The organism is Rhodopseudomonas sp. NSM (assembly GCF_052445935.1).
Taxonomy (GTDB): Bacteria; Pseudomonadota; Alphaproteobacteria; order Rhizobiales; family Xanthobacteraceae; genus Rhodopseudomonas.
Genome location: NZ_JBQTCH010000006.1, coordinates 87370 through 104196 on the forward strand (window position 1 = coordinate 87370; position 16827 = coordinate 104196).

At 68.0% G+C, this 16827-nt stretch carries 17 protein-coding genes; 3 read left to right on the forward strand and 14 right to left on the reverse strand.

What is annotated here, in order from left to right; all coding sequences use genetic code 11:
• Window positions 1-33: 33 nt before the first annotated feature.
• The 10 genes from olsB to rsmI form a co-directional block, all read right to left on the reverse strand.
• Window positions 34-993, reverse strand: coding sequence for a l-ornithine N(alpha)-acyltransferase (gene olsB / locus ACTZWT_RS16275; protein WP_444770720.1), 960 nt, complete (start codon window positions 991-993; stop codon window positions 34-36).
• A gap of 161 nt (window positions 994-1154) precedes the next feature.
• A complete protein-coding gene (locus ACTZWT_RS16280; RefSeq protein ID WP_444770721.1) occupies window positions 1155-3107 on the reverse strand; it encodes an ATP-binding protein in 1953 nt (650 codons plus the stop codon).
• A 112-nt stretch (window positions 3108-3219) separates the two neighbouring features.
• A complete protein-coding gene (locus ACTZWT_RS16285; RefSeq protein WP_444770722.1) occupies window positions 3220-3705 on the reverse strand; it encodes a hypothetical protein in 486 nt (161 codons plus the stop codon).
• 117 nt (window positions 3706-3822) lie between these two features.
• A complete protein-coding gene (locus ACTZWT_RS16290; RefSeq protein ID WP_444770723.1) occupies window positions 3823-5361 on the reverse strand; it encodes a YifB family Mg chelatase-like AAA ATPase in 1539 nt (512 codons plus the stop codon).
• Between the two features lie 95 nt (window positions 5362-5456).
• Complete coding sequence (locus tag ACTZWT_RS16295; protein ID WP_444770724.1) at window positions 5457-5684, reverse strand: hypothetical protein; 228 nt, start codon at window positions 5682-5684, stop codon at window positions 5457-5459.
• Window positions 5681-6337 carry an acyl-homoserine-lactone synthase gene (locus ACTZWT_RS16300; RefSeq protein WP_444770725.1) on the reverse strand — a complete coding sequence of 219 codons (657 nt, stop codon included), beginning with the start codon at window positions 6335-6337 and terminating at the stop codon, window positions 5681-5683. Before ACTZWT_RS16300 ends, ACTZWT_RS16295 begins: the two co-directional genes overlap by 4 nt.
• A gap of 78 nt (window positions 6338-6415) precedes the next feature.
• Window positions 6416-7144, reverse strand: coding sequence for a helix-turn-helix transcriptional regulator (locus ACTZWT_RS16305; RefSeq protein ID WP_444770726.1), 729 nt, complete (start codon window positions 7142-7144; stop codon window positions 6416-6418).
• A 105-nt stretch (window positions 7145-7249) separates the two neighbouring features.
• Window positions 7250-8191, reverse strand: a complete 942-nt coding sequence (gene gshB, locus ACTZWT_RS16310) for a glutathione synthase (protein WP_444770727.1) — start codon at window positions 8189-8191, stop codon at window positions 7250-7252.
• Window positions 8192-8276: 85 nt separating this feature from the next.
• Entirely contained in the window at window positions 8277-8672 is a 396-nt protein-coding gene (locus tag ACTZWT_RS16315; RefSeq protein WP_444770728.1) for a YraN family protein, read from the reverse strand.
• Window positions 8659-9612 carry a 16S rRNA (cytidine(1402)-2'-O)-methyltransferase gene (gene rsmI, locus ACTZWT_RS16320; RefSeq protein ID WP_444770729.1) on the reverse strand — a complete coding sequence of 318 codons (954 nt, stop codon included), beginning with the start codon at window positions 9610-9612 and terminating at the stop codon, window positions 8659-8661. Before rsmI ends, ACTZWT_RS16315 begins: the two co-directional genes overlap by 14 nt.
• A 187-nt stretch (window positions 9613-9799) precedes the next feature.
• Between rsmI and ACTZWT_RS16325 the strand changes: the two genes are divergently transcribed.
• On the forward strand, window positions 9800-10999 hold the full coding sequence (locus ACTZWT_RS16325; RefSeq protein WP_444770730.1) for a penicillin-binding protein activator: 1200 nt from the start codon (window positions 9800-9802) through the stop codon (window positions 10997-10999).
• Window positions 11000-11108: 109 nt separating this feature from the next.
• Here ACTZWT_RS16325 and hemW read toward each other — a convergent pair whose 3' ends face one another.
• Genes hemW through rph form a run of 3 tightly spaced genes read right to left on the reverse strand, consistent with a single transcriptional unit; the run spans window position 11109 to window position 13668 of the window.
• The gene (hemW, locus tag ACTZWT_RS16330; RefSeq protein WP_444770731.1) at window positions 11109-12281 is read right to left on the reverse strand and encodes a radical SAM family heme chaperone HemW; all 1173 of its coding nucleotides are present in this window, start codon (window positions 12279-12281) and stop codon (window positions 11109-11111) included.
• Window positions 12271-12903 (reverse strand): RdgB/HAM1 family non-canonical purine NTP pyrophosphatase, encoded by a 633-nt coding sequence (gene rdgB, locus ACTZWT_RS16335; RefSeq protein ID WP_444770732.1) that lies wholly within the window; start codon window positions 12901-12903, stop codon window positions 12271-12273. Before rdgB ends, hemW begins: the two co-directional genes overlap by 11 nt.
• Before the next feature lie 51 nt (window positions 12904-12954).
• Window positions 12955-13668: a ribonuclease PH gene (gene rph, locus ACTZWT_RS16340; protein ID WP_444770733.1), complete on the reverse strand. Its 714-nt coding sequence runs from the start codon at window positions 13666-13668 to the stop codon at window positions 12955-12957.
• Window positions 13669-13830: 162 nt separating this feature from the next.
• Between rph and hrcA the strand changes: the two genes are divergently transcribed.
• Both hrcA and grpE read left to right on the forward strand, forming a co-directional pair.
• Window positions 13831-14919: a heat-inducible transcriptional repressor HrcA gene (gene hrcA / locus ACTZWT_RS16345; RefSeq protein WP_444770734.1), complete on the forward strand. Its 1089-nt coding sequence runs from the start codon at window positions 13831-13833 to the stop codon at window positions 14917-14919.
• 95 nt (window positions 14920-15014) lie between these two features.
• Window positions 15015-15635 carry a nucleotide exchange factor GrpE gene (gene grpE, locus ACTZWT_RS16350; protein ID WP_444770735.1) on the forward strand — a complete coding sequence of 207 codons (621 nt, stop codon included), beginning with the start codon at window positions 15015-15017 and terminating at the stop codon, window positions 15633-15635.
• Here the strand turns inward: grpE and ACTZWT_RS16355 are convergent, their stop codons facing one another.
• Complete coding sequence (locus ACTZWT_RS16355) at window positions 15636-16574, reverse strand: hypothetical protein (protein ID WP_444770736.1); 939 nt, start codon at window positions 16572-16574, stop codon at window positions 15636-15638.
• Window positions 16575-16827: the final 253 nt, after the last annotated feature.

Consider the following 16827-nt stretch of genomic DNA (forward strand, 5'->3'; position numbering starts at 1 on the left):
GGTCGAGCCCGGCAATGACGTCTCTTCGAGACCTTAAGCCGCGTGCCGCGTGGCGTCGGCGCCGAAATGTTCGATGTAGCGCGAACTGATCGCCGAGACCGGCATGATGATCAGTACGTCGGTGGTGCCGAACTGGTGGTCGATCACCGCGCCCTCGCCGATCGTGGCGCCGAGCCGCAGATAGCCCTTGATCAGCGGCGGCAGCTCGCGCAGTGCGGCCTTCTGGTTGACCGCCTCTTTGGGCATCCGGTTCATCTCGACATAGCGCGACGGGTTGGCGCGGGCGCGCCACGCCTCCGGCGCCGATGCGTAGTGGTGCAGGAACGACAGCGGCAGCGCCAGCCGCTCCGGATCGGTGCCGTCGAAGCTGGCGCAGCCGATCATCACGTCGACGCCGTGCTGGCGGACGTAGCTCCAGATGCCGTGCCACAACAGCTCGACGGTGCGCTTGTTGCGGTAGGGCGGCAGCACGCAGGACCGGCCGAGTTCGAGGAAGCGCAAGCCGGGATGGCGCGCGATCATGCCGCCGATCTCGAATTCGCTCTCGGTGTAGAAACCGCCGTGGCGATTGGCGATCTCCTGGCGCAGCAGGCGATAGGTGCCGACCACCGGCTGCTTGCCGCTGAGCGACGGCTTGCCGGCGTGGTCGATCACCAGCAGATGATCACAGATGCGGTCGAACGCATCCTTGTCGCGGCGCGCCAGCAGCGCGGCGGCGTCGGCGATCGCGGTGCCGTCCTGATAGAAAACGCGGTAGCGCAGCTTCTGCGCGCGTTTGATGTCCTGCTTCTTCTGCGCCAGCCGGACCTCCAGCGCGCCGAGCCGGCCGAGCGTCGCCGGCGTCAGTGACGGAGGCGCGATCGGCCTGCCGTGATCGACGATCTTCAGAGCCGGCTTGAACCAGGTGATCGCGGTCTGCGCCGCAGCGCCGGCCATGTCCGGCCGCAGCAATCGGATGAATTTCTTCGAGCGGGCGAGATGGTCGGTCTGCATGTGATCCTCGCGGCCGCATGCAACCGAATCGGGTGATGCGCGGCCTGTGGGGCATCAACAATCACGGCGTTTCAACAGCGATGTGACACGACGATTGCCGCCGCGTGACACCGCCTCGAAGTTTGTAGTCCGGAGCGGCGCCCGGTAACGGCATGCCTCGACTATGCGACGGCGGCCTTCGCGGTCACCACCTCATCGAGCACAGCGACCAGACTGTCGCGGTCGAGCGGCTTGACCAGGAAGCCGTCCATGTCCGCCGCCAGGCAGGCATCGCGGTCTTCGACGTGCGTATTTGCGGTCAGCGCCAGGATCGGCGTCCGCCGCGCCGGGTGTGTGGCCTCGTGCGCGCGAATCTGCCGGCTCGCGGCGATGCCGTCGCGCACCGGCATCTGCAGATCCATCAGCACCAGGTCGAAAGGCACGCCCTCGGCGTCGGCCGCGAGCCAGCTCTGCAGCGCCTGTTCGCCATCGCCGGCGACCACCGCGCGATGGCCGAGCCTGGCCAGCAGCGAGCGGATCAGCAGCGCGTTGACCTCGTTGTCCTCCGCGACCAGAACGGAGAGCCGGCGACCGACCTGCGTGTCCGCATCCGCTGCCGCAGTCTCCGGCGGATCGCCGTCGGCGATCCCCGGCGCGACGGTGTCGATCAGCGTTCCGGCCAGCCGTGCCGCCAGCGACGCCGCGCGCAGCGGTTTGACCAGATAGCCGGTGAACGCCGCCGGCAGTTCCGGCAACAGTTCGGACCGGGCGGCGGGCGTCAGCATTACGATGCGCTGCGTCGCATACGGTCCGGCGCTGCCCGCCAGCGCCTCGGCCGCTTCGGCGCCGAAGCCGGCATCGATCAGAATCGCCGACCAGCTGCGCTCCGGCAGCGCCGCGCGCGCGGCCGCGAGTTCGGACGCGGCGCACACTTGCGCCCCCCAGCGCTGCAGCCGCTGGCCGACCAGCGTCGCCTCGATGGTCTGCGGCGCCGCGATCATGATCGACTGGCCGGTGAGGTCGGGCGGCTGGATCGCAGGGGACGCGCCGGAATCGTCCGCCGCCGCGAGCGGGATCGAGACCGTGAAGGTGGAGCCTCTGCCCGGCTGGCTCTCCAATGCGATCCGCCCACCCATCCGCTCGACGATCCGCTGGCTGATACTCAGCCCGAGGCCGGTGCCGCCATAGCTGCGCCCGATGCCGTCGTCGGCCTGTTCGAATTCACGGAAGATCCGCGTCCGCGCCTCCGGCGCGATGCCGATCCCGGTGTCGCGCACCGCAAAGCTGATCTCGCCGTCGCGTTCGCCCGGCTCGACGATCAGCACGACGCCGCCGACGGAGGTGAATTTGATCGCGTTGCCGGCGAGATTGAGCAGCACCTGGCGCAGGCGCGCGGCGTCGCCGATCACCCGCGCCGGCAACCGGTCATCGATATCGGCCGCGATCTCGAGCGCGCCCGCCTGCGCCCGCGGCGCCAGCAGTTCGACGATGTCCTCGATCAGGGTGGTCAGCGCGAACGGGCGGTTGTCGAGTTCGAACCTGCCGGCCTCGATGCGGGAGTGGTCGAGCAGTTCGTCGATCAGCGCCGCCAGCGCATCGCCCGAGGTCTTCACCGCGCGGGCGTAGGTGGCCTGCTCGGGCGTCAGCGCGGTGTCGAGCAGCAGGCCGCTCATCCCGATGATGCCATTCAGCGGTGTGCGGATTTCGTGTGACGCCATCGCCAGCAGCCGCGACTTCGCTCGGGTCGTCGCGTCGGAATCGTCGCGACGGGCGATCAGTTGGCCGTGGCTGTCGAGCACAACGCGGGCGCGTTCCTCGGCTTCCTTCAGCTCCCAGTTGCGGTCCGCCAGCGCCTCGTTGTGCCGCTCCAGCGCCTGCAAGCGCCGGCGCATCCAGCGCAGTCGCATGCTCTGGACGGCGAGACCGAGGCAGGCGAGCGCGAACAGGAAGCTCGCGCCGATCGCGAAGGCGTGCGGGTTGTAGCCGGAGGATTCGGCGCGGCTACCGATGATGAAACCATAGGCGCCGCCGAACGCCGCCAAGAATATCATGATCCAGCGCACCGCGAACACCAGCCGCGGAAACCGTCTGGCGAAGGCACGCCGTCTCGCTTTGATCCGCAACCACCGCTTCATCCGCCCAACCCGATCGACCTTGCCGGCGTCGCCAGCATCGGCCCTCGACCTTGCAAACAGCTTGAAACGCCAGATAGTTGCGACGTGCTCTGCCGACAGGGTTGACCGAAACTTAAGACCGGCCGCCGATCGAGGCGGTGGTGATCGGCGCATGTCGGCCGGAGGCGCCGACCAGCAGCGCGGCCGCGTCACGCACAGTGAAGCTCCTGGCGCGGACGAAAATCCGGTAGTCGGCGCCGTCGCCGTCGTCGTGCGAGAGATAGATCACCGGATCGGCCGCCGCCGGATTTGCTGCGATCGCCACCAGTCTGGTTTCCGGCGTCAGTGCACAGCCGCCGGGCTCGTCGGTGATAGCATCGTCGGTGACGGCGAAATCGGCGGCATCGGGACTGTCGACGATCTGGACGCGGACCGTGGCGCGCGCCGGATCGTCGGTGAAAGCGACATGAAGATGAGCTCGCTCGAGCGCGGGTGCGATCTGCACCGTGCGATCACCGATGGCGATGCAGGGTTGCGGGCCGGCGATCAATTCACCGCGGACCAGCAGGCCCAGGACCAGCAGCGGAAGGGTGGAGGCCAGAACCCGGACACGCAACATCACATCCATCCGTAACGCAGCCCTGATACGCAGAGCTATGGTTCGCAGATGGTAAACGAAACTCGTTACCGTCCGGTTGACAGGACCGATCGGTGATTCGCCATCACCCGGCGCGAGTCATGCTGCGCGTCGGATGTCCTCGCCGAGCGCGCGATAGGACAGCGCTTCGGCGAGATGCAGCCGGCCGATCTTCCCGGCGCCGTCGAGATCGGCGAGGGTGCGGGCGACGCGCAGCACGCGATGATAACCGCGCGCCGACAACCGCATCGTCTCGGCGGCGTCGCGCAACAGCTTCAGCCCGGCGGAATCCGGCTGCGCTGTGGTCTCCAGCGCGGCCGCCGGCGCCTCGGCATTGGTGCGGAATTGCGGCAGTCCGATCGCGGCATAACGTTGCCGCTGCACGTCGCGCGCCGCGGCGACCCGCGCCGCCACTTCGGCGGAGCCTTCCGCCGCCGGCGGCAGGATCAGATCGGCGGCGGTGACCGCGGGCACCTCGATCCGCAGGTCGATGCGATCCAGCAGCGGCCCGGAAATCCGCGACTGATAGTCCGCGCTGCAGCGCTCGACCCGCCCGCGCTTGCAGGCGTAGCCCGGCTCGTAGGCCCGGCCGCAGCGGCACGGATTCATCGCCGCCACCAGCATCACGCGCGCCGGATAGGTGACGCGGTGGTTGGCGCGGGACACCGCGACTTCGCCGGTCTCGAGCGGCGCCCGCAGCGAGTCCAGCACCCGCGGATCGAACTCCGGCAGTTCGTCGAGGAACAGCACGCCCTGATGCGCCAGCGAGATTTCGCCGGGCCGCGCCTTGATGCCGCCGCCGGTCAGCGCCGCCATGCTGGCCGAATGATGCGGCGCGCGGAACGGCCGCTTCGCGGTCAGCGCGCCGTCGCGGATCTCGCCGGCCACCGAGGCGATCATCGAGACTTCGAGCAGTTCGGCCGGCGACAGCGGCGGCAGGATCGACGGCAGCCGCGCCGCCAGCATCGATTTGCCGGCACCGGGCGAGCCGACCATCAGAAGGTGATGGCCTCCGGCGGCGGCGATCTCCAAAGCGCGCTTGGCGCTTTCCTGGCCCTTGATGTCGCGCAGGTCGAGGGTCGAGCTCTCGGCCGCGTGGACCCGCGGCTGCGGCCGGCTGAGCAGCTGCGTCCCTTTGAAGTGATTGGCGATCTGGATCAGCGAACTGGCCGCGATGATCTGGATGTCGGGGCTGGCCCAGGCCGCCTCGGAGCCGCAGGCGGCCGGGCAGATCAGGCCCTCGTCGCGGGCGTTGGCCGCAATGGCGGCGGGCAGCACGCCGGCCACCGGCGCGATCGAGCCGTCGAGGCCGAGTTCGCCGAGAACGGTGTATCCGGCCAGCGCGTCGCCGGGGATGGCGCCGATCGCCGCCATCAGTCCGAGCGCGATCGGCAGGTCGTAGTGGCTGCCTTCCTTTGGCAGATCGGCGGGCGCGAGATTGACCGTGATGCGGCGCGCCGGCAGCGCCAGGCCGGAGGCGATCAGTGCCGAGCGAACCCGCTCGCGCGCTTCCGACACCGCCTTGTCGGCAAGTCCGACTACTGCGAAGGCCGGCAGCCCGGGCGACACCTGGACCTGGACATCGACGGCGCGCGCATCGATGCCTTCGAAAGCCACGGTGGACACGTGCTGAACCATGACGCCCCTCTGCTGCCGGAAGGCTAACCCGGTTCCCGATCTCGCGCAAGAACATTACGGGAACAGAATTCCCCGCGGCCCGGTGCCGTACCCGCCTAGGCCGATTCTTTCTGTTTGGTCTCGAGCGCGATCTCGGTCAGGTCGACCTCGAGCCGCGCCATCATCAGCAACTGCACGGCTGACGGGATGCGGAGCTCCTCGGCCTGCTCGATGGCACGGTTGATTGTCGTCGCCAGCGTATCGATCGACACCGACCTGGCGCGGGCGACGCTGGCGTCGGACGCGACGGTCGGGTTGGCGCGCGGGGTGGGTTGAGTGCTCATGACAGCTCCATGATGTTGGGAAGTGGATTGCGGTCGACGTTGTCGAGGCCCCGCCACTGCAGGATCGGCCCGGGGACCGACCGGCGGGCGCAGATTTCGAGCCAGGCGTCGTCATCGACATCGACCAGCACTGCTGTGGTCGACATGCCGTCGATGTCCCGCGGCAGTCCGAGCGGCCGCGCGCGCCAGCCCTGATCGAACAGACGCGGCAGCCACCACGACTCCAGCACGATGGTGAAGGCGGACAGCCCGATGGCGAGGCCGTATTCCATGGCGGCGGCCTGGATGACGGCCTCGGCGCGCGGGCCGGCGTGCTCGCCGCGCCTGTTCGGGACGACGAAGATCCGTGACAATTCATAGACGTCGGTGCGCCGCACAGGGCTGTCCAGCGCGAGCTGCGGGAAGACGTGGCTCAGCAGCGTCGGGGACGTGGTCGGCACCATTCGGATACCGGCGACGATTTCGCCGTTTTGCAGACCGAGGAGATACACGGTGTCGTCGGTGTCGAACGGATCGATCTCGCGGCCGTCCGGCCGGCCGAGTTCGGTCCACTTGCGCTCGACGACATAGATCTGGTGACGGATGCGAAACTGACGCTCGATCAGATCCGCATAGAGGTCGCGGTTCTCGCGACGTACGACGTGAACGTCCATCGTCCTTCCCCCCGTATCGATACGCGGAAGGGAGAGTGACGTGGCGGTCGGTTGCGTCCTACTGTCCGATCGGACAGGTCACAGCCTAATCAGTCCGAGCGCCATCGCCTTGGCGACGGCGGCCGTGCGGTTCACCGCATTGAGCTTCCGGGAAGCCTGGATCAGATGAAATTTGACGGTGCGCTCGGCGATGCGGAGGATCATCGAGATCTCCCACGCCGTCTTGCCTTGCGCCGCCCACGACAGGATCTCGCATTCGCGCGCGGTCAGAAGTCGGCGCTGCGGCTTGGGCCGGTTGAGCGAGCGCAGCCGGTTATGGGCATAGACGCCGATCAGCTGCATCGCGCTCTTTGCTGTGGGGTCGAGGTCGGGCTTTTCGCCGGCCATGCTGATCACTGCGCCGCCATCGTCGTAGTGCAGCGGAATGCAATAGCCGCGGACCAGGCCGAATTCGGTAGCGTCGGTCATCACCTTGTGCGCGGCCGGATCCTGCCTGCGATCGTAGCGCGCTTCCGACCATTCGAACGGCTGCACCGTGGTCGCGCCGTGCCGGGGTACCGGATCGACCGCCATGTAGTTCCGGCCGACATAGAGTTCGAACCAGCCGCTGGGCCAGCCATCGGCCAGTGTCAGGTCGGCGAGCCCGGCGCCGGGCGAAGGCAGCCCGGCCATGATGTAGGCGGTGAAGCCGGCGCTGGCGATGTGGGCTTCGAACTGGCGAACCAGCGACGGGCCGTCGAGCCGGTCCGCGGCATCGACGAACTCCAGCGCACGCCGTCCCCACAGATGACTTTCGCCTGCCAACATCGCCAATGCTCCGCCTGCACCCGTTACTTCTGGAGCGGCGTCGGCGAACTAGCAAGAGGGGACGACCCAACTAACGTCAAATACCGGCGCTGGCGCTGGCGCCGCTTACGACCGCTTTTGCTCGATCACGTCCCAGACCCGTCCGGCGATATCCGGACCGCCGAGCCGCGCCACGGCGCGGATGCCGGTCGGCGAGGTGACGTTGATCTCGGTGAGGTAACCATCGATCACGTCGATTCCGACGAATAACAGCCCGCGCTCGCGCAGCTTCGGGCCGAGCGTCGCGCAGATGGTGCGCTCGCGCTCCGACAGGTCGGTCGCGGCGGCGGCGCCGCCGCGCACCATGTTGGAGCGCAGGTCGTCCGCCGCCGGCACCCGGTTGACCGCGCCGGCGAACTCACCGTCGACCAGGATGATGCGCTTGTCGCCGTGCTTCACCTCGGGGAGGAATCGCTGGATCACCCAGGGCTCGCGGAAAGTGACGGCGAACATGTCGTAGAGCGAGCCGAAATTGATGTCCTGCGGCAGCACGCGAAACACCGCGGCGCCGCCATGGCCGTGCAGCGGCTTCATCACCACCGCGCCGTGCTCGGCGCGAAACGAATTGATCTCGTCGAGATTGCGGCTGATCAGCGTCGGCGGCATCAGCTCGGCGAAATCCATCACGAACAGCTTTTCCGGCGCGTTGCGGACGCTGGCCGGATCGTTGACCACCAGCGTGTGCGGATGGATCCGCTCCAGCAGATGCGTGCTGGTGATGTAAGCGAGGTCGAACGGCGGGTCCTGGCGCAGCAGCACCGCATCGAAGTTGCGCATATCGACGCGTTCGGGCTCGCCCAGCGTGAAGTGATCGCCCTCCTGATCGCGCACGCTCAGGCTCTGCACGGACGCTATGACGTCGTTGCCGCGCAGCGAGAGCTTGTCGGGGGTGAAGTACGAGATCGCGTGGCCGCGCTTCTGCGCCTCCAGCAGCAGCGCGAATGTCGAATCGCCGCGGATGTTGATCCGCGCGATGGGGTCCATCTGGACGGCGACCTTCAATGTCATGCAGAGCTTCCAGGGTTGTGAGCGAAAGGGGCGATCGGTCCGTCGGGCGAGGCGGTCGAGGATCTGGAGGTCGAGGATTCGGCGGTCATGGGCTTGCGTCGAACGCTGCGGGCAGATGCTGCGGCAGCCGCTTCGGCGCCACCAGCAGCGCGTCGAAGCGCAGCTCGAATGCGGCGTGGTCGGGGTGGGCGGCCAGCCAGGCCTCGGCCGCAGCGATGATGCGCTGCTGCTGTCGCGGCGTCACCGCATAGGCGGCGTCGTCGAGCCGGGCGCGCGCTTTGACTTCGACGAAGGCGATCAGCTTGTGCCGCTGCGCCACGATGTCGATTTCGCCATACGGCGTCTTGAATCGCCGCGCCAGGATCCGGTAGCCCTTCGCCATCAGATACGCGGCCGCGCGCGTCTCCGCCGAGATACCGGTCTGGAATGCCGCGACGCGTTCCGGCGCGGGCGGAGCCGATGGGCTCTTAGATTTCGCCATCGTCGGCCTCGCGCTGCCGCGACAATTCGAGTGCGCGGGCGTAGATCTCGCGGCGCGGCCGCCCGGAGATTTCGACGGCCTGCGCCACCGCATCCTTGACGCTGTCGCGCTGCAGCGCCTCGCGCAGCCAGCCGTCGAGCGCGTCCAGGCTCATGACCTGCGCTCCCGGATCCGGCGGGCCGATCACCACCACGAATTCACCGCGGGTGTCGAGCGTCTCGGCGGTCTCGGCCAGCACCGCCAGCGGCGCGCGGCGCACCTCCTGATGCAGCTTGGTAAGTTCGCGGCACACTGCAGCGTCACGATTGCCCAGCACGTCGGCGAGATCGCGCAGGCTGTTGTGAATCCGGCTGCCGGCCTCGAACAGCACCAGCGTCGCGTCGATCGCCGCCAGTTCGCTCAACCGGCTGCGGCGCGCGCCCTGCTTCGCCGGCAGGAAGCCGTCGAAGAAAAAGCGGTCGGTCGGCAGCGCGGCCAGCGCCAGCGCGGCCAGCACAGCCGAGGCGCCGGGTAGTGCGATCACATCGTGTCCGGCATCGTACGCTTCGCGCACCAGCTTGTAGCCTGGGTCGGAGATCAGCGGTGTACCCGCGTCGGAGACGAGCGCGACCGATCCGCCTTGCGCGAGCTTCTCCAGAATCTTCGGACGCGCCTGCGCGGCGTTGTGTTCGTGATAGGGTTTCAGCTGCGCCGGGATGCCGTATCGTTCGGTCAGCCGATGCGTGATTCGGGTGTCTTCGCAGGCGATGACATCGACGCCGGCCAGTGTTTCCAGCGCACGCAAGGTGATGTCGCCGAGATTGCCGATCGGCGTCGCGACCAGATGCAGCCCGGGGGCAGCGCGCCGCGCAATCAGTTTCTGGCCCGCGACCAGAAATGTCCGGACGTCGGGTTCGGAGGCGGACACAGGAACAGCGGGACTGGCCGATTTTATGCGCATGGACACAATCTAGGAGAAAAGGCGGAGTACCGGACAGCACATTGTCGCGGCACTGGCGGCGAGCACAAACCTTTTGTTTTGGTTAATCATTCGCCGACGTTATGATGGTTGGCCCATCGACCATCGGTGGACCAGACTGAACTACCGGAAAATCGGACTGGCGTCGCCGGTCCCTGCAAGAGATGTCATGGCGGAACTGCGCGATCCAAACACGAAGTCTTTGCGAACGACCCGCCGCACGGCGGTCGGACTGATCCTCGGCGCGCCGTTGCTCGCCGCCTGTTCGGGGACGCAGCAGACTCTCTCCAGCCAGTTCGGCCAGCAGCCGAACGCACCGGAGGCCGCGCCGCAGTCGCAATCGGTCGGTAGCGGCCGGGTCAAGGTCGGCCTGGTGCTGCCGTTGTCGGCGGCCGGTAATGCCGGCGTCGCCGCGCAGTCGATGAAGAATGCCGCCGAGATGGCGCTCGCCGAGTTCAACAATCCCGATATCCAGTTGCTGCTGAAAGACGACGCCGGCAATCCGCAGGGCGCGCAGGCCGCGACCCAGCAGGCGCTCGACGAAGGCGCCGAGATCATTCTCGGCCCGCTGTTCGCGCAATCGGTGCCGGCCGCGGCGCAGCTCACCCGTGCCCGCGGCGTCTCGATGATCGCGTTTTCGACGGATTCGAGCGTCGCCGGCCGCGGCGTGTATTTGCTGAGCTTCCTGCCGGAGTCCGACGTCAACCGGATCATCGGCTATGCGTCGAGCGTCGGCAAACGCTCCTATGCGGCGCTGCTGCCCGACAACGCCTATGGCGGCGTGGTCGAGGCCGCCTTCAAGCAGATGGTCGGGACCAAGGGCGGCCGCATCGCCGCGTTCGAGAAATACGGCGCCGACCGTGCCGGCCCGGCCCGGACCATCGCGCAGGCGCTGTCGGGCGCCGACTCGCTGCTGCTGGCCGATGACGGCGACGCGCTGGCGAGCGTCACCGACGCGCTGACCGCGGCGGGCGCCGATCTGCGCCGCGTGCAATTGCTCGGCACCGGGCTGTGGGACAATCCGCGGGTGTTCGCAACGCCGGCGTTGCAGGGCGGCCTTTACGCAGCACCCGATCCGTCCGGCTTCCGCAGTTTCTCGGGTCGCTATCGCACCCGCTTCGGCCAGGAGCCGGTGCGCACCGCGACGCTGGCTTACGACGCGGTAGCGCTCGTCGCCGCGCTGGCGCGCACGCAAGGCCCGCAGCGGTTCTCGTCCGCCGTGCTGACCAGTCCGTCGGGTTTCGCCGGCATCGACGGCCTGTTCCGCTTCCGCGCCGACGGCAGCAATGAACGCGGACTCGCCGTGATGCGCGTCGCCACCGGCGGCGGCCAGCCGGTGGCCGGCTCGCCGAAGAGTTTCGGGGCTTAGTTCAGCCGGTCATTCCGGGACGCCGCACAGCGGTGAGCCCCGGAATCCCGCGGTGATGAGAACTGAGATTCCGGGGTCGTGCCTTGCGGCGCGCCCCGGAATGACAACTTCACGCCGCCAGATCCGCCACCACCGCATCGAGCACCGGGAAACCGGCCTGCGTCACGCGCAGCCTGCCGTCGGCGTCGACGATGATGGCGCCTTCCTCGCGCAGGATCGCGATCCGCGATGGATCGAGCGATCGACCGGCGAGCGCCTGATAGCGCCGCGGGTCGATGCCTTCGGCGAGCCGCAGGCCCATCAGCAGGAATTCGTCGGCGCGCTCTTCGCTGTTGAGGCGGTCGTCGGTCACCACGCCGGTGCCGCTGGCCTCGACCCGCATCAGCCAGCTCTCCGGTCGTTTTTCGGTGGCGACGGCGTAGCGCGTGCCGCCTATGTCGAGCCGGCCATGCGCGCCGGGGCCGATCCCGGCATATTCCTGACCGCGCCAGTACACGAGATTATGCTTGCACTCGGCGCCGGGGCGGGCGTGATTGGAAATCTCATAGGCGGGTAGTCCGAGCTCGGCGCAGACCGATTGCGTGACATCGTAGAGTGCGCGCGATGCGGATTCGTCCGGCGTCTGCAATTTGCCGGCGCGATGCAGCGCAAAGAACGGCGTCTCGGCTTCGATGGTGAGTTGATACAGCGACAGATGCTCGGCGGCTTCGCCGATCGCGCGGCGCAGCTCGGCCTCCCACATCGCCGGCGTCTGCCCCGGACGCGCATAGATCAGGTCGAACGAGTAGCGGTCGAATGCCGAGCGGGCGATCGCCACCGCGTCCATCGCTTCCTGCGCGCTATGCAGCCGGCCGAGCGTTTTCAGCGAAACGTCGTCGAGCGCCTGCACGCCGAGCGAGACGCGGTTGACGCCGGCTGAGCGATAGCCGCGAAACCGCGTCGCCTCGACGCTGGTCGGGTTGGCCTCGAGCGAGACTTCGGCGTCCGGCGCAACGCGCCAATGCTTGCCGATCGCATCCAGGATCGCGCCGACGGTCGAGGGCTGCATCAGCGACGGCGTGCCGCCGCCGAGAAAGATCGAGGTGACCTCGCGCGGACCGATGCGCTGCGCGGTCGTCTCGATCTCGCGCGCGAAAGCGCGGGCGAAGCGGTCCTCGTCGATCGCGGCGTGGCGGACATGGCTGTTGAAGTCGCAATACGGGCATTTCGACAGGCAGAACGGCCAGTGCACGTAGACACCAAAGGCTTGGACGCCGAAGGCGCGATCCGGATCAGCGCGCAAGGCAGATCTCCGCCAGTTTGACGAAGGCGCGGGCGCGATGCGACAGGCCGAGCCCGAGCGGCGGCAGGCCGTGCTTCTCGATGCTGGTCATTTCGCCGAAGGTTCGCTCATGCCCCTCCGGCAGGAAAATCGGGTCGTAGCCGAAGCCGGCGGTGCCGCGCGGCGGCCAGACCAGCGTGCCGTCGGCGCGCGCCTCCACCTCTTCGACGTGGCCGTCAGGCCAGGCGACGCACAGCGCCGAGACGAAATGCGCGCCGCGCTGCGCCGGCGCGGTGGCGCCGCGCTCCTGCAGCAGCCGTTCGATGCGCGCCATCGCGGCGTTGAAATCCTTGCCCTCGCCGGCCCAGCGCGCGGAAAATATTCCAGGCGCGCCGTCGAGCGCATCGACGGCCAGGCCAGAATCATCAGCGAATGCAGGCAATTGCGCCGCCTGCGCGGCGGCCTCGGCCTTGATGCGGGCATTGGCGCGGAAGTTGTCGCCGGTTTCGTCCGGCTCGCCGAGGCTGAGTTCGCCGGCCGACACCGCCGCGATGCCGTAAGGGGCCAGCAGTTCCCGCATCTCGGCGAGCTTGCCGGGATTGTGGGTCGCGATCACGAGCTGGCCGCTGATTCGTCGATGCATGGCGGCGCTAGCGTAGCTCAGGAGCGGCCGCGAATGGGTGGCAAGAATGACTCACGCCACCGCCATTTTCTGCAGATCGACCAGCCGCGCCACGCCCTTCTGCGCCAGCGCCATCAGCGCCAGGAACTCGTCCTGCGAGAACGGGGTCTTTTCGGCGGTACCCTGCACCTCGACGATCCGGCCGTCGCCGGTCATGACGAAATTGGCGTCGGTTTCGGCCTCGGAATCCTCGGCGTAATCGAGGTCGAGCACCGGCGTGCCGTTGTAGATGCCGCAGGAGATCGCGGCGACGTTGTCGCGCATCACATTGCCCTTGAGCATGTTGCGCGTCTTCATCCAGGCGAGGCAGTCGGCCAGCGCCACCCAGGCGCCGGTGATCGAGGCGGTCCGGGTGCCGCCGTCGGCCTGTAGCACGTCGCAATCGACCGTGATCTGGCGCTCGCCGAGCGCCTGCAGGTCGACGATGGTGCGCAGCGAGCGGCCGATCAGACGCTGGATCTCGACGGTGCGGCCGTTCTGCTTGCCGGCCGCGGCCTCGCGACGGGTGCGTTCCAGCGTGGCGCGGGGCAGCATGCCGTATTCGGCCGTCACCCAGCCGCGGCCCTGGCCCTTCAGCCACGGCGGCAGCCGCTCTTCGAGGGTCGCCGTCACCAGCACATGGGTGTCGCCGAATTTTACCAGGCAGGAGCCCTCGGCGTATTTCACGACGCCCCGCTCCAGCGAAACGGCGCGCAGTTCGTCGGGCGCACGGCGGCTTGGCCGCATGGGAATTCTCCGTCAATTTCGGGAAATGGCGATCCGGGCTGCTTTTAGGGGCGGAGCGCTCCAGCGGCAAGGGCGGTCGCCCAAAGCGGTTGCTCATGGCCAGACTCCCGACTTGTAACCTGACGCCGGCGACGACAGATTAGAACGGCAACGGAGGACAAGTTGGCTCATCATGAACCGATCGGCCTGATCGCGCCCAATACCGGACTGGCGCAGCTCAACGAGCGCTCGCGGGATATCTTTCGCCAGATCGTCGAAAGCTACCTCGCGACCGGGGAGCCGGTCGGCTCGCGCAATATCTCCCGGCTGATCTCGATGCCGCTGTCGCCGGCCTCGGTGCGCAACGTCATGGCCGATCTGGAACAGCTCGGCCTGATCTACGCGCCGCACACCTCCGCCGGCCGGCTGCCGACCGAACTCGGCCTGCGCTTTTTCGTCGATGCGCTGATGCAGGTCGGCGACCTGACCGAGCCGGAGCGGCAATCGATCCAGGCGCAGCTCTCGTCCGTTGGGCAGGCCAAAACCGTCGAGGCCGCGCTCGGCGAAGCGCTGACCCGGCTGTCCGGCCTGACCCGGGCGGCCGCCGTGGTGCTGACCGCCAAATCCAACGTCCGGCTCAAGCACATCGAATTCGTCCGGCTGGAGCCGGAGCGCGCGCTGGTGATCCTGGTCGCCGAAGACGGCCAGGTCGAGAACCGGGTGCTGGTGCTGCCGCCGGGCGTGCCGTCATCGGCGCTGACCGAGGCATCGAACTTCCTCAACGCCCGGATCCGCGGCCGGACGCTGGCCGAATCGCGGCTCGAGCTGGAAACCATGCTGTCGCAGGACCGCACCGAGCTCGATCAGCTGACCCAGAAGGTGATTTCGGCTGGAATCGCGAGCTGGTCGGGCGGCGACGGCGAGGATCGCCAGCTGATCGTGCGCGGCCACGCCAATCTGCTGGGGGATCTGCACGCGCTGGAAGACCTCGAACGGGTGCGGCGGCTGTTCGACGATCTCGAAACCAAGCGCGGCGTGGTCGATCTGCTCGGCCGCGCCGAGAGCGCCGAGGGCGTGCGGATCTTCATCGGCTCGGAGAACAAGCTGTTCTCGCTGTCCGGTTCCTCGACCATCATCGCGCCCTATAGCGACGGCGCCGGCCATATCGTCGGCGTGCTCGGCGTGATCGGTCCGACCCGGCTGAACTACGCGCGGGTGATCCCGATGGTCGACTACACCGCGCGCATCGTCAGCCAGATGCTGGGCGGCTGAGACGCCGCCAAGCTTGATTTTGGCGGCGCAAACCACGATATCCCGGCCAGCCCAATTCCCGACCGATCCAGACGAAATTTCGAAAAGGTAGCGTGATGACCGATTCCAACGGACCGAAGGACAACAACCAGGACCAGCCGCAGGCCGCTGCCGATCCGGTGGTTTCCAAGCCGTACATCATGCCGGACGACCCGGAAGAAGGTGCGAACGAAGCGCTGGTCAAGGAAGCCGCCGAGGCGCGCGACAAGATGCTGCGCACGCTGGCGGAGATGGAGAATCTGCGCCGCCGGACCCAGAAGGAGGTCGCCGATGCGCGGACCTACGGCGTCAGCGCCTTCGCCCGCGACGTGCTCGAGATCGCCGACAATCTGCAGCGCGCGCTCGACGCCGTGCCGGCCGAAGCCCGCGCCAATGCCGACGCCGGTCTCAAGGGACTGATCGAGGGCGTCGAACTCACCGAGCGGTCGCTGATCAACGCGCTGGAAAAGAATGGCGTCCGGAAGTTCGATCCGCAGGGCGAGAAGTTCGATCCCAACTTCCAGCAGGCGATGTACGAAGTTCCGGATCCGTCGGTGCCGGCCGGCACGGTGGTGCAGGTGGTGCAGGCCGGATTCATGATCGGCGAGCGCGTGCTGCGCCCGGCGCTGGTCGGCGTTTCAAAGGGCGGCGCGAAGCCCGCGCCCGCAGCCGCCAACGGCACCGACACCAGCGCCTGATCAGCGCGCCTTCAGCCCGTCGCGGACCTTGCGGAAGCGCGGAAACGCGTCGGACCAGCGGTCGCGCGGCGAGCTGCCGATCACCCGCATCGCCACGCTGGCATTGCCGAACCGCAGCCACTGCACCACGGTGACGGGTGTGTTGTCCTTGCCGCTGACGGCGTCGATCCGGGTCTCGAAGCCCGGCGAGCCGTCGATCCGCATCGGTTCGGACGTTGTGATCCTGGCATCGCGCAGACCCGGAATGGTGGCGGCGGCCTGCTGGGCGAAGCGGGCGCGATCGTCGGTCTGCTCCGGCACCGAGCCGATCAGGCCCAGCACCATGAACGGCGCGCCTTCGATGCCGGTGTCCTCGTTGCCGTCGGCGAGCAGCAGCGCGGCGCCGGGCGCCAGCGTGCGCACGGTCTTGAAGTCGCCCAGTTCGCGGATGTCGAACGGCATCTGCGCGACCTGCTCCTCGACCGGCACCTGCTGCCGCACCGAGACGGAGCTCAGCATTTTCTTCACGGCCTCGTCCGAGTAGGTCTTGGCCTCGCTGTCGGCGACCTGCACCGCCACATAGCCGGAGAACGCCTTGCTGCCCGACACGATCAGCGAGTAGCGACGGACCTTGTCGGCGCCGACGACGCCGTCCTCGGCCGTGTAGTAGGCGGTGCCTGCGGCGGTCTCCAGGCTCTCGGGTTTCACCTTGCCCATCGCGCCTTCCGGCACCGCCTTGAAGGCCGCCTCGACCTCGGTGAAGGCCGGGCCCGGCAATTCCGCCAACAGCACCTTGGCGCCGTGGCCGGCGGATTCGAAGCCGAGGAAGGCCTTCGACTCGGTCATTCCCGGCATCGGCGTGAGGCCGACGCGGATGCCACGTGGATAGATGGTGTCGGCGACTGCGGGCGTCGCGGCAAGCACCAGGGCAAAGGCGAGGAGGCGCGCTATCTGTCTCATGGTGGGCTCTACTGAAGTCGCATTGAGGCCGTTCGATGGTTGGTGGCGGCTGCCCGTCGGGGCGATCGCACGGGCGAAGATGCGACGGCCGAAGGGCACCTGATCACGTCCTGACGTCCGGTCAAGGCGCAACCGCACACTGGGACGACCGGCCGCAAGCGGACCCCTTTTGCCGTGCTGCAAAACCACCGCCCCCGGCGGCGCGTCGGAGCCCGATGATGATTCATCAAAGCCGATGTTTTCGTAGGCGAGG